Source organism: Streptomyces sp. URMC 129 (assembly GCF_051386415.1).
Taxonomy (GTDB): Bacteria; Actinomycetota; Actinomycetes; order Streptomycetales; family Streptomycetaceae; genus Streptomyces.
In genome coordinates, this window is sequence record NZ_JBPQTQ010000154.1 from 1 (window position 1) to 12,539 (window position 12,539).

10 protein-coding genes and 1 pseudogene are annotated in these 12,539 nt (G+C 71.8%); 5 read left to right on the forward strand and 6 right to left on the reverse strand.

What is annotated here, in order from left to right; translation table 11 throughout:
• Positions 1–118 precede the first annotated feature (118 nt).
• The 3 genes from ACSNOC_RS24595 (at position 119) to ACSNOC_RS24605 (ending at position 4,290) form a co-directional block, all read left to right on the forward strand.
• A complete protein-coding gene (locus ACSNOC_RS24595; protein WP_436749753.1) occupies positions 119–2,842 on the forward strand; it encodes a SpoIIE family protein phosphatase in 2,724 nt (907 codons plus the stop codon).
• A gap of 655 nt (positions 2,843–3,497) precedes the next feature.
• A complete protein-coding gene (locus ACSNOC_RS24600; protein WP_436749754.1) occupies positions 3,498–3,938 on the forward strand; it encodes a hypothetical protein in 441 nt (146 codons plus the stop codon).
• Positions 3,928–4,290, forward strand: coding sequence for a DUF5955 family protein (locus tag ACSNOC_RS24605; RefSeq protein WP_436749755.1), 363 nt, complete (start codon positions 3,928–3,930; stop codon positions 4,288–4,290). Before ACSNOC_RS24600 ends, ACSNOC_RS24605 begins: the two co-directional genes overlap by 11 nt.
• Positions 4,291–4,475: 185 nt before the next feature.
• Here the strand turns inward: ACSNOC_RS24605 and ACSNOC_RS24610 are convergent, their stop codons facing one another.
• The 6 genes and pseudogenes from ACSNOC_RS24610 to ACSNOC_RS24635 all read right to left on the reverse strand — a co-directional run bounded on the left by ACSNOC_RS24610 (position 4,476) and on the right by ACSNOC_RS24635 (position 10,543).
• Complete coding sequence (locus ACSNOC_RS24610; protein ID WP_436749756.1) at positions 4,476–4,910, reverse strand: VOC family protein; 435 nt, start codon at positions 4,908–4,910, stop codon at positions 4,476–4,478.
• A 1,343-nt stretch (positions 4,911–6,253) separates the two neighbouring features.
• On the reverse strand, positions 6,254–6,688 hold the full coding sequence (locus tag ACSNOC_RS24615) for a nuclear transport factor 2 family protein (RefSeq protein ID WP_436749757.1): 435 nt from the start codon (positions 6,686–6,688) through the stop codon (positions 6,254–6,256).
• A 171-nt stretch (positions 6,689–6,859) separates the two neighbouring features.
• Positions 6,860–7,231 carry a hypothetical protein gene (locus ACSNOC_RS24620; protein ID WP_436749758.1) on the reverse strand — a complete coding sequence of 124 codons (372 nt, stop codon included), beginning with the start codon at positions 7,229–7,231 and terminating at the stop codon, positions 6,860–6,862.
• A 73-nt stretch (positions 7,232–7,304) separates the two neighbouring features.
• Positions 7,305–7,796: pseudogene (locus ACSNOC_RS24625) on the reverse strand (SDR family oxidoreductase); the annotation flags it as partial.
• Positions 7,797–7,835: 39 nt separating this feature from the next.
• A complete protein-coding gene (locus ACSNOC_RS24630; RefSeq protein ID WP_436749759.1) occupies positions 7,836–9,839 on the reverse strand; it encodes an acetoacetate--CoA ligase in 2,004 nt (667 codons plus the stop codon).
• Positions 9,836–10,543: a GntR family transcriptional regulator gene (locus ACSNOC_RS24635; protein ID WP_436749760.1), complete on the reverse strand. Its 708-nt coding sequence runs from the start codon at positions 10,541–10,543 to the stop codon at positions 9,836–9,838. The genes ACSNOC_RS24630 and ACSNOC_RS24635 overlap by 4 nt, the downstream gene beginning before the upstream one ends.
• A gap of 137 nt (positions 10,544–10,680) precedes the next feature.
• Between ACSNOC_RS24635 and ACSNOC_RS24640 the strand changes: the two genes are divergently transcribed.
• Both ACSNOC_RS24640 and ACSNOC_RS24645 read left to right on the forward strand, forming a co-directional pair.
• A complete protein-coding gene (locus ACSNOC_RS24640) occupies positions 10,681–11,529 on the forward strand; it encodes a fumarylacetoacetate hydrolase family protein (RefSeq protein WP_436749761.1) in 849 nt (282 codons plus the stop codon).
• Between the two features lie 37 nt (positions 11,530–11,566).
• A complete protein-coding gene (locus tag ACSNOC_RS24645; protein WP_436749762.1) occupies positions 11,567–12,490 on the forward strand; it encodes a VOC family protein in 924 nt (307 codons plus the stop codon).
• Positions 12,491–12,539 lie beyond the last annotated feature (49 nt).

Consider the following 12,539-nt stretch of genomic DNA (forward strand, 5'->3'; position numbering starts at 1 on the left):
GGTGCCCCGGCGGCCGGAGTCGCCGTCACCATCCCGCGGAGCGGGTGGGCGGCGGAAGGGCGACGGCCCCCGAACCGCTCGCCCCTCCGCGCGTCGGCGTCTGCGCTCCTTGCTGAGCGTGCGCACGGTGGCGGGTCAGGTGTTCCTGCTGCAACTGGTGCTCGTCGTGCTGCTCGTCTCGGTAGCCGTGGTGGCTCTCACCCTGCAAGCCAGACGCGACAGCCTGGAAGAGGCCCGTGATCGCTCGCTCGTCGGCGCACAGACCTTCGCGCAGGCCCCTGGGACGGTGGCCGCCATGGAATCCGCCGACCCCGCCGCCCTGCTCCAGCCGCCTGCGGAGGAGACCCGGAAGAACTCCGGAGTCGATTACGTCATCGCGTTCAGTCCGGCCGGCATCCGCTGGACCCACCCCGACCCGGACCTCATCGGCAAACGCGTCGTCGGCTCCTACGACGAAGCGCTCGCCGGCAAGGTGCACATCGCCACCTACGACACGCCCGGCGTCGGCCGTGCCGTCGACGCGATGGTCCCCGTCTTCGACTCCGCCGGCGAGGTGGTGGGGCTGGTGTCGGTCGGGGTCACGGTCGAGAACGTCAACTCGCGGGTGATGCGGCAGCTGCCGCTGCTGTTCGGTTCCGGTCTCGGCGCGCTGGCGCTGGTGTCCGGGGGGACGGCGTTGGTGTCCCGGCGGTTGCGGCGGCAGACGCGCGGTCTCGGCGCGGCGGAGCTGGCGCGGATGTACGAGCACCATGACGCGGTGCTGCACGCGGTGCGGGAGGGGGTGCTGATTGTCGGTGAGGAGGGGCGCCTGGTCCTGGCCAACGATGAGGCGCGGCGGTTGTTCGACCTGCCCCGGGACGCGGAGGGGCGGCGGGTCACGGAACTGGAGCTGGAGCCGCGGATGACCGACCTGCTGGTTTCGGGGCAGCCGGCGACCGATGAGGTGCGGCTGGCCGGTGACCGGCTGCTGGCGGTGAACGTGCGGTCCACCGCTCCCCATGGCGGGCCGGCGGGGGCCGTGGTGACGGTGCGGGACACCACCGAACTGCGCTCGATGGCGGGCCGGGCAGAGGCGGCGCGGGAGCGCCTGAGCCTGCTCTACGACGCGGGGGTGCGGGTCGGCACCACGCTGGATGTGACGCGGACGGCCGAGGAACTGGCCGACATCGCGGTCCCGCGCTTCGCCGACATCGTGACGGTCGAGCTCCTGGAGCCGGTCCTGCGGGGCGGGGACCCGGAGGAGGGAAGTCCCCGGATGCGCCGCACGGCCGCCCGGGGCATCGGAGACACCCCGCTGTACCCGGTGGGCACGCTGATCCCGTTCGTGCCCTCGACCCCTTATGTGAAGAGCGTGACCAGCGGGCGTTCCCAGTTGCAGACGGAACTTCGCACCGCCGGCGACTGGCAGGCCCAGGATCCGGAGCGGGCCCGCAGGGTGCTGGACCACGGTGTGCACTCGCTGATCACCGTGCCGCTGCGGGCCAGGGGCACGGTGCTGGGTCTTGCCGACTTCTGGCGGCGGGAGACGCCGGGGCCGTTCGGGCCGGAGGACGTGTCGTTCGCCGAGGAACTGGCGGCCCGGGCGGCGGTCGCGATCGACAACGCCCGCCGCTACACCCGCGAGCGCACCACCACCGTCACCCTCCAGCGCAGCCTGCTGCCCCGGGCGCTGCCGGGGCAGTCGGCGCTGGAGGTGGCCCACCGGTACCTGCCCGCCCAGGCCGGGGTGGGCGGGGACTGGTTCGATGTCATCCCGCTGCCCGGCGCCCGGGTGGCCCTGGTCGTCGGCGATGTCGTCGGCCACGGCCTGCACGCCGCCGCCACCATGGGCCGTCTGCGTACCGCCGTGCACACCTTCTCCGCCCTGGACCTGCCCCCCGACGAGCTCCTGGTCCACCTCGACGAACTGGTCAGCAGGATCGACACCGACACCGACACCGACACCGACAGCGCCGGCAGCGACACCGACAGCGGCGCCGGCATCACCGGGATCACCGGCGCGACATGCCTGTACGCGGTCTACGACCCGGTCACCGGCCGGGCCACCATGGCCACGGCCGGGCACCCCGGCCCGGCCCTGGTCCTGCCCGACGGCACCGCCACCTACCCCGGAGTGCCCGTCGCACCGCCACTGGGCCTGGGCGGCGCATGGCCGGCGGAAACCGCGGAGTTCGGGCTGCCCGAGGGCTCTCACCTCGTCCTGTACACCGATGGGCTCCTCGAAAGCCGCGACCGCGATCTGGGCACCGGCCTGGAACTGCTGCGCACCACCCTCGCCGGCCACGCCGGCCGCACCCCGGAGGAGACCTGCACGGCCGTCCTGGACGCGGTGCTGCCCACCCCGCCCAGCGACGACGTCGCCCTGCTGATCGCCACGACCCGCCTGCTGGGCCCGGGACAAGTCGCCCAGTGGGACGTGCCCCGCGACCCCGCGGCCGTCGGCCCGGTCCGCTCCCAGTGCGTGCGCCGGCTCCACTCCTGGGGACTGACGGACCTCGCACCCGCCACCGAACTGATCCTCAGTGAGCTGATCACCAACGCCGTCCGCCACGGCGCCGAACCCATCAACGTCCGCCTCATCCACGACCGCACCCTGATCTGCGAAGTCTCCGACGGCAGCAGCGTCGCCCCCCACCTGCGCCAGGCCGGCGTCACCGAGGAAGGCGGACGCGGCCTCTTCCTCGTCGCCCAGTTCGCCGACCACTGGGGCACCCGCTACACCCATGGCGGCAAAATTATCTGGACCGAACAAACCCCCCACAGCCAGGAACATCAACCCGCCTCCGGACAAGGCGACGACAACGGAACACCACCCTCCCCCTCGACGGAGGGCCGGGTGTGACCGGCGCGACCGGTCTGCGCCGAAGCGTCGCAGCCCGGCGCGGTCGCGCGACCCGGGAACTGAATGCGGCCGGGGGGCGAGGCGGCTCCGGCGGGTGCCACGGGCGGCACGGTGACGGCACTCGGAGCCCTGGTCGTCACGGGTGTGTCGGCTCCCGTGGGCGAGTGGCGGCAACGGGCCCGGGCACGCCGAGCGGAACTAACCGAGGGCGATGACTCGTTGAACGTCGAGGGCCTTCGAACCAGGCTGCACCGACGGTCCCGGGACAGTGATCCCGGTTCTGGCGAACACCCCATGAGCCGTGTCCCGTTGCCGATCGCTCCTCCTGACCACCTCGACTCCGGCCTGAAACAGTCGCGATCGCCCGCGTCCGGCGCGCGCCGTCCTGTCACGGCATCCGGGACACATACGGACGCTTGTTCTTCACGACTTTCCCGCGCCGCCCAGCGGCAACAGGCCCCCGCCCGGCGCGAGCTGATCCGGCCGTCCTGCTCGGAGAACTCGGGCTGTGGTGAGCGGTGTCCTGACCACGCGCCTTGTTCTCGGCCCGGTTCTGTGAGATGAACTACCCAGGAGCTGGGGTGGGTTGACTATCGTGGTCAGCGTCAGTCGGCGCATGTCGCGGCCGGGCCGGGGAGAGGGCGGAGGGGCATCCGTGGAGTTGTGGCAGTTCGCCCTCCTCGGGGCGTGCGGGGGCGGTCTGATCGAGATCGTCGCGCTGTTCAACCGCCTCGGTGAGTGGCAGACGGCCCGCCGTACACCCACCGGGCGGATCCGCCGGAACCCGCCGAAGTTCACCAGTTACATCGACATCGGTCCGGTCCTGGCCATCACCGCGACACGGCTTATGCTCGGGGCGGCCGTTGCCACGGCGTTCGGGGGCAGCGGCCAGGTGGACGGCGGCTATGCGGCGATCACGGTGGGCGCCACCGCGCCCGCGCTGCTCGCCCAGCTCGGCCAGATCCCCGGTGTCCGCAACGCGCTGGGCGACGCGCCGGCGCCGGGAGCGCCGTCCCCACTCGCGGCGCCGGCACCGCTGAACGTCGCGGTCCCCCCGATCGTGCCCAGCCAGGGAGAGGTCGCCAGTGAGCAGTGAGAAGTCCTTCGGGGCGCGGTACTTCGCCGGCCTGGTCGGCGCGTCGAACAACATCAACATCGGTCACGTCAACGCCTCCTCGGCACCGGCCGCCCCGGCACGCGATCGACTGGCAGAGGCGGTCGCCGTCCTCCGAGCCGCACTGGCCCGGGAATGGGACGCCGTACCGCCCGCCGACCGCGACGACGCGATGGAGGCACTCGAAGACCTCCAGGCCCTCCTCGCCGACCCCGATGCCGAACTCAGCAGGCTGCGCCGCCGGATCGCCATGATCACCGACGCCCTCGCGCCCGTCCCGTCCCTGACGGCAGCGGTCACCGCCCTCGTGGCGGCCCTCCCACAGGACGGTTGACCCCACCGGCGCGCCCTTGCGCGCACGGCCCCGCCGGTCAGCCGCGAACCGCGGTGCCGCCCGTCTCGTCCAAGGCCGGCCAGAACCCCCGATGCGTCCATGGCGTGCTGGACGCGACAGCACCAGGTTTCTGGTCAGGCGGCTCAGCGGGCGGAGACGGCGGTGCGGGGCGCAAGGGAAGACGCTCAGTCGAGACAGAACTCGTTGCCCTCGATGTCCTGCATCACGATGCACGACTCGTTGTCGTCGTCGGCGGGCAGGAGTCGCACGCGTACCGCGCCGAGCGCGACCAGTCGTGCGCATTCGGCCTCAAGCGTGGCCAGGCGCTCTTCACCCACGAGTCCGGTGCCGGCCCGCACGTCGAGATGCAGCCGATTCTTGACGGCCTTGCCTTCGGGCACGCGCTGGAAGAACAGCCGCGGGCCCACCCCCGAGGGGTCGACGCACGCGAACCACGCACCTCGATCCCCGGGCGGCAGCGAGCGATCGACATCGTCCCACGTGGCGAACCCCTCCGGGGGCGGCGGTACGACGTACCCCAACACCTCGCACCAGAAGCGAGCCACGCGCTCCGGTTCCGCGCAGTCGAAGGTGACCTGGAACTGCTTGACCGATGCCATCGGTCCACCGTAGCAAGGGGGCTCGGGGCTCTGCTGCGCATTCCCGGCCGCCTGGGCTCTCGCGGCTGCCGTTCCCGCCTCGCGTGATGCGGTCGCTGCGGTGAGGGACCCGGCGCGTGGTGTGTCGTGGCTGCGCCCGGTGGCCTTCGCCACCTCGACGGGCCCTGGGCAAGGGCGGATCCGCCCCGGCGGCCGGGAACGCCCGCGCTCAGCCGCCCGGTCGGCCTTCGGCCGCTGGCCGTGGCGAGCGGCCTCCACCGCCCTCACGCAGAGACACCGGCACCGTTACTACGCGTAACCCAGGTGGATAAGTTCGATCGCCGGCGGTTCCCGGGCGGGCGAAGTCGCTGCTCGTGCGGAGGCTTGGGCTCATGGTTCGGGAAGACGGAGAGGGCGGCGGTTCCGCGGGTGCGTGGATTCGCGGACGGAACGGCCGGGGCGTGGAGCCTCGCCGGTGCGGGGTCCGGCGCGCGCCCGTACCCCTGCTCCGCCGCGGTGGTCGCGATACCGGCTCGTTCCGGGAGAGCGCCGCAATATCCCGGGACGGAACAGGCGGAGAACCCGGTCGTGACGGGCCTCGGCCCGGGTCTGGACCTGCGGCGGGGAAGCCGGCGTCGCATGGCGGAACTCCTTCGTTCGTGGCGAGCGCGTGGGTCTTCGTACGGGACAGACCTCGACGGGCCCGGGAGCGCCGGTCGGGGATCGGGGTGACCACCGGGGGTGGCCCAGGGCGGCTCCGCTCGTGATGAGCGGACAGCCGGGACGTTACAATGACGACTCTCGTTCGGCAATGCCGAAAGCAGTATCAATTCTGAGCCGCCGCTCGCCGATCCCTCGCGGTGCCCAGGCGGCGGTCTTCGAGCCAGGCGGGCGATGGGTGCGGGCGATGTGGGGAGGGGCGGGTTTCCCGCCCGGCTGGACGGGTGACCAACAGCGTGAGCGGGCCGGGCTGTTTCGTCTTCTCCGCCGCTGTTTCGTCGCCCTCGCCGGATGCCCACGACCCCGTCCACCCGCACTTCGCCATAACGCCCGGGCGAAGGGCACAACGCCGGCGCGGCGGTCGACACCGAGGCCGTTGATGCGTCACCCTTCGTGGAGGCGCGACGCGCGCGTTGCCGCCGCGCGACGACCAGGTACTGGCGTCCGGGCCGGCCGACGAGGCCCTGACCGAGGACCTGATCAGCGCGTGCTTCGATCCCGGTCCCCACCCGGCGTCTCCTCGCCTTCCGGGAGTACCTCACGCTCCGCGTGGTGCCGGTCGTCGGATCGGTGGTGACAGCACCGACCGTGGCACCGGGTACCGCGTGCGAGGCTCCGGACAATGTGCGTCCGGCGTCGTCCGGTCACCAGCGGGTGTCGCGCCCCGCGGGCCAGCGGAACCCGGGATCGTGTGCGGCGACATAGTCGGGATCGAGGTAGATGTACATGCGGACGATGCGGCTGCCCGCAAGGTCGAACACGCTGCAGAACCGTCCGCCCGGTGTCTCTCCCCCACTCCAGCGCGCGGTGGAGATCCGTCCTTCCGTCGTGCCCTCCACGACGACCCGGTCACCGGATACGGTGAACAGGAAGCCGTTCTCACGGTGCTTGATCTCGTCGACCAGAGCCCGGAATCCCGCGACGAAGACGGCGAGCTGAGCCTTCCCGCGGCCGACCCCGAATCGCGGGAAGTAGAACTCGACGTCGTCGTCGAACAGATCGAGGACCCCCGGATCGCGGGCGTCGGCCAGGGTGAAGTACGACCGGACGATCGCCTCGGCGTCCGACGGGGCGGTCATGCCGCGATCACCCGGGGGTATGCGCCGCTGACGGCCGCCGCGCCGGTCGCGAGAGCCGAGCGTCTCATGGCCAGGGACATGGTGGATTCCCTTTCACGCTGGTGGAAATGTTCGGCACTGGGAGCCGGTGCGCGGCACACCGGATCGCATCGGCTCCCGCGTCCGGCGAGGTCACGGCCCGAGGGCCGCGAGCAGTGCGTCCCGGTGTTCGTCGAGGACCGACCGCAGCGATCGCGGCTCTCTGCCGGTCACCTCGCGCACCACGGTGGTGCGGTCGTCGAAACAGCCCAGCCGGATGGCTTCCAGATGCTGGGCCAGGATGCCGTTCAGCGGCTCGGGGAAGCCGTCCTCGGCGAGCAACGCCGGCATGGCCTCGTCGTCGGCCTGGGCGACCGGCACCTTCACCCCCACGACATCCGCGAGCAACTCGGCGAGCTGCGCCTGGCTGAACAGTTCGGGGCCGGTGACCACGTAGGTCCTGTTCTCGTGGCCGTCCTCGGTGAGTACCGCCGCCGCCACCGCCGCGATGTCCTCGTGCGACACCGGAGCCACCTGGCCGTCCCCGGCGTTGCTGACCAGCCTCCCGCGCCGGACGGCCGACATCAGGCGCGGCAGCAGGTTGTCGGGCGTACGGCGCGTTCCGCAGCACGGTCCACGCCGGCCCGCTGTTCTTGAGGCTCGTCTCCGTCCGCAGATACTCCTGCGCGTACCACCCCGCGGGATGGCCGTCATCGACCCTGGGCATCGAGGTGAAGGCGATGTGAGCGGTCCCGACGGTCTTCGCCGCGTCAATGGCCGCCGCATGCTGCTCGACCCGGCGAGGGGTGGAGTCGTGAGTGGTGCTGATGAGCAGCAACCGGTCGGCGCCTTCGAGTGCGGAAGGGAGTCCGGCCGGCTGGTCGAGGTCGCCCTGCCGGACCCGCACGCCTCGGCGTGCGAGAGCACGCAAACGCTCGGGGTGCCGCGTGAGCACGATGAGGTCATGGGGGGCGATCCGGGTCAGCAGTATGTCCGTGACGGCCCGGCCGAGTCGTCCGGTGCCGCCGGTCAGCGCAACCGCCATGTGAGCTGCTCCCTTCGTGGATCGCCGCGCTCGCAGGTGGACCATGCCGGGACTGCGGGCGCCCTCGGGGCACGCGGGTCACCCTCATCGTCCCCTCCTCGTCCGGTGGGCCTGGGCGACGCGCACGTAGGTGTCGAGGGATTCCGGGTTGTTCACCGACCGGGGGTCGAGGACGTCGCCGGGGACGGCTCCCTGCAGGATGCGCTTCACCGGCACCTCCAGTTTCTTGCCGGTGAGGGTGTGCGGGATGCCGGGGACCGCGATGATCTCGTCCGGCACATGCCGCGGGGACGCGCCCTCGCTGATCGCCGTGGTGATGGTGCGTTCCAGCTCGGGGGTCAGCTCGGCGCCGTGGGCGAGGACGACGAACAAGGGCATCCAGTAGCCGCCGTCCGCCTGCTCCACGCCGATCACCATGGACTCGGCGATTCCCGGGAGTTGCTCGACCACTTGATAGATGTCCGCGCTTCCCATCCGCACACCGTTGCGGTTGAGCGTGGCGTCCGACCGGCCGTGCATGATGACGGAGCCGCGGCTTGTGACGGTGATCCAGTCCCCGTGCCGCCACACGCCGGGGTAGGTGTCGAAGTAGCTGCTCCGGTAGCGCGATCCGTCCGGGTCGTCCCAGAAGGCGAGCGGCATGGACGGCATCGGCTTGGTGATGACGAGCTCGCCGACCTCACCACGGACGCTCCTGCCGTGCGGGTCCCACGCCTCCAGGGCGACGCCGAGGCAGGGGGCCGCCAACTCGCCCGCCCGGATGGGCAAGGTGGGTACCGAGCCGGCGAATCCGCTGACGACGTCCGTGCCGCCCGATCCGGACGAGATGGCGACATGCGGGCCGAGTTCGCGGGCGGCCCAGTGGGAGGAGCTCGGCGGCAGGACGGCCCCGGTCACGCGAAGGCTCCGGAGCCGCGACAAGTCGTGGTGGGCGGCCGGGCGCACCCCGGACTGTTCGCAGGAACGCAGGTACGCGGGGCTGGTCTGGAGAACCGCGGTGCGGTGCCGGCTTGCCAGGGCCCACAGCGTGTCCGGCGCCGGATGGGACGGGCTGCCGTCGTAGCACACGAGGGAAGCGCCCACGAGGAGCACGGCGACCTGGAAGTTCCACATCATCCAGCTCGGCGAGGTGTAGCCGAGGTAGGTGTCCCCGGCGCCGAGGTCGCAGTGCAGGCCGATCTGCTTGAGGTGTTCGAGCAGCACCCCGCCGTGGCCGTGCACGATGCCTTTGGGTTTGCCGGTGGTGCCGGAGGAGAACAGCACCCACAGCGGGTGGTCGAAGGCGACGGGCACAGGAGCCGGCGGATGGTCGCCGGCGCTGGCCTCCGCCCAGGGAATGATCCCGGCCGATGCGTCGGGGACGAGCCCCAGGCGCGGAACCATGACGGTCGCCCGGAGACCGGGCAGATCCGTGCGCAGGCGGGCGACGGCGTCGCGCCGGTCGTGCCGCCTGCCCCCGTAGCGGTAGCCGTCGGCGGCGATCAGGACCACCGGGTCGAGCTGCCCCAGCCGCGCGGCGGCGGCGGGTGCCGAGTACTCCTGGCCGCAGACCGACCAGACCGCGCCGATGCTCGCCGCGGCGAGAAAAGCGACCACTGCCTCGGGTATGTCGGGCATGTACCCGACGACCCGGTCGCCCTGTTCGACGCCCAACTCGCGCAGCGTGTGGGCCACGGCGCCGACCTGGCGCCGCAGCTCGGACCAGGACAGGGTGCCGGCGGCCGGACCGCCGGGCTCGGCCTCGTCGATCACCGCTGCCCCGGGCCGCCCGCCGTGGCGGAGGATCTGGTCGGCGTAGTTGAGCCGGGCACCGGGGAACCACCGGGCGCCGGGCATCGAGGCGTCCGCGAGTACCCTCTCGCCGGGCGTGTCGGCACGGATGTCGAAGTACTCCCACACACCGCCCCAGAACTGCTCCAGATCGGTCACCGACCAGGCGTGCAGGGCGTGATAGTCCGGGAGCGTGAGCCCGTACCGGTCGGCCGCCCAGTGCCGGAAGTGCTCGATGGTGGCGGTGTCGAGGACGGACGGGGAGGGTGTCCAGATCGGCGGGGGGTCCTGGTCGACACCGGGGCGCGAAGTCGTCACGAGGCGTCCTCCCGGACCGGGATGCCGGGACCGGCCGGGGCGGCCCGCTGCTGGGAGCGGAGCAGGATGTCGGTCGTGAGCTGGATGTGCTCGGTCAGGGCCGCCACGGCGGCGTCCGCGTCCCGCCTGAGCGCCGCTTCCAATATGCGCCGGTGTTCGGCGGCCACGTCACGCGTGTGGGTGCCCTCGGCGCTGGCAGTCCAGCACCGGTAGACCTCGGCCGCGTCGCGCAGGGAACCGGCGACCGCCCGCATCCGGACATTGCCGCATGCCTCGGTCAGCGCGGCGTGGAAGGCCGAGTGGGCGGCCAGCCACCGGGGCGACGGTGTGCCGTCCTCGGCCCGGCTGGGCAGGCTCGCCAGCAGGTGATGGGCCGCCACGAGCCGTGTCTCCCAGACGAGATCGCCCTCTTCGACGGAACGGCGCAGCACCAGCGTCTCCATCAGGATCCGGGCCTCGGTGAGGTGGCGCAGGTCTTCCGCGCTGACGGTCATGACCCGGAAACCGAGCTGCGGCTCGGCGGTGACCAGACCTTCCCCGACCAGGCGGGGCAGGGCCTCGCGGACCACCCCCGTGCTGCACTGGTACCGCTCGCGCAGTTCCGCGAAGCGGAGCCTGGCCCCTGGCGCCCACGTTCCGTTGAGGATGTCGGTGCGCAGCCGTCGCTGAATGTCGTCCGTCTTGGACTTGCCTCCTGACTCCATGACCGCAGCGAACCATAGATCGCGTACACGCACAAGAATTACGACATTCTCTTGACTTGTCGGTTTCAGTGGGGGTAGATCTCTGGACCAGGCCCGCACCGGGCACGTCGGAATCGCCGCCGCTCCTGGAGGGACCCATGCGGATCACGAACATCGAAGGTCGTTTGAACCTGCTCACGGACGACGGATTCGCGGATGTGGCGGGCCTCAGCCGGGGACGGTTCGGCCCCGGCGTCCAGGACGTCTACCGCGTCTGGGAGGACTTCCGGGACTGGGCCAGGTCGTACGAGGGCGGGGACGCGGACGGGGCGACGCGGCCGGACGCCGCGATCGGGTCGCCGGCACCCCGTCCGCGCCAGGTCTTCGCCATCGGGCTGAACTACCGGGACCACGCACGCGAGGCCAACCTGCCGGTACCCGAGCAGCCGCCCGTGTTCACCAAGTTCCCCACCTCGCTGACCGGGCCGTTCGGGAAGCTGGTGCTCCCCAGCGAGCACGTGGACTGGGAGATCGAACTCGTCGCGGTCGTCGGCCGCCTCGCGAAGCGGGTGCCCGCCGAGGACGGCTGGGCGCACATCGCCGGCCTGTCCATCGGACAGGACTACTCCGAGCGCCGGGTCCAGCTCGCCGGGCCCGCACCGCAGTTCTCGCTCGGCAAGTCGTTCCCCGGTTTCGGGCCCATCGGACCCTGGCTGGTCACCCCGGACGAGTTCGCCGATCCGGACGACCTGGAACTCGAATGCGCCATCGACGGCGAGAGCGTGCAGAAGGGCCGCACCTCATCGATGATCTTCGGCGTGCCGGAACTGGTCGCCCGCCTCTCCGCGGTCACCCCTCTCCTTCCCGGCGACGTGATCTTCACCGGTACCCCCGCCGGAGTGGGCGGAGCGCGCAGGCCCCGGCGCTTCCTGAAACCGGGCGAATCCGTGCGCAGCGCGATCGAGGGCCTCGGGTGGATGAGCCAGACCTGCGTCGCCGCGGAGTGACCCCGGTGGGGCGGAAGAAGCGAAAGGAAAGAACCTCATGGCACTGCACCGCCTGACCTCGATCACCATCGGCGTCCCCAACGTCGAGGAAACCGCGCGGTACTACGCGGACTTCGGCCTGCGGGAGGTCGCTCCCCGCCGATTCGCCACTGTGGACGGCGGAGAGCAGCTCACGATCACGCACGCCGCGACCCGCCGGCTCGCCGCGCTCGGCGTCGGCGTGGACGACCCCGACGACCTCGCCCGGATCGAGGCCCGCCTGCGGGCCCTCGACGTCCCCTTCAGCCGGTCCGGCCAGGCACTGCGCACCGCGGAACCCGTCACCGGCGCCCGCGTGGACGTCACCGTCGCGCCGCGCCTGACGATCCCGCCGACCCCGGCGCCCTCCTACAACGGGCCCGGCCGCATCGCGCGGCAGGACGCCCGTGCCGCCGCGGTACTGCGGACCGGGCGCGTGCGTCCCCGGAAGCTCGGCCACGTCGTCATCGGTACGGTCGACAAGGAGGCGAGCCAGCGGTTCTTCACCGACGGGCTCGGGTTCAGGATCAGCGACAACCTGCCCGGACGGGCCGCCTTCATGCGCTGCTCCACCGACCACCACAACGTGCTGGTGCAGCAGGCGCCGGTGGGTTTCCTGCACCACACCGCCTGGGAGGTCGACGACGTCGACGAGGTGGGACGCGGGGCCACCGCCATGCTGGAGGAACATCCTGAGCGGCACACCTGGGGCCTTGGCCGTCACCACATCGGTTCCAACTTCTTCTGGTATCTGAAGGACCCCGCCGGGAACTTCTCCGAGTACTATTCCGACCTCGACTGCGTGGTCGAGGACGCCCTGTGGACGGCCGAGGACTTCCAGGGCGCCCGCGGCCTGTACAACTGGGGGCCGCCCCCGCCGCCGTCCTTCATCCTGCCCGAGGACATCGCCGCGGCGATGACCGGCGCCCACCAGCCCTCCTGACAAGCCTTCCCGCGAGGCGCCACCGCGGTACCCCACCCCCGCGTCGATC

Coding starts and splice junctions, on each gene's coding strand:
- ACSNOC_RS24610 (WP_436749756.1), bottom strand. CDS start 4,910: ATGGCATCGGTCAAGCAGTTCCAGGTCACCTTCGACTGCGCGGAACCG.
- ACSNOC_RS24615 (WP_436749757.1), bottom strand. CDS start 6,688: ATGACCGCCCCGTCGGACGCCGAGGCGATCGTCCGGTCGTACTTCACC.
- ACSNOC_RS24635 (WP_436749760.1), bottom strand. CDS start 10,543: ATGGAGTCAGGAGGCAAGTCCAAGACGGACGACATTCAGCGACGGCTG.
- ACSNOC_RS24640 (WP_436749761.1), top strand. CDS start 10,681: ATGCGGATCACGAACATCGAAGGTCGTTTGAACCTGCTCACGGACGAC.
- ACSNOC_RS24645 (WP_436749762.1), top strand. CDS start 11,567: ATGGCACTGCACCGCCTGACCTCGATCACCATCGGCGTCCCCAACGTC.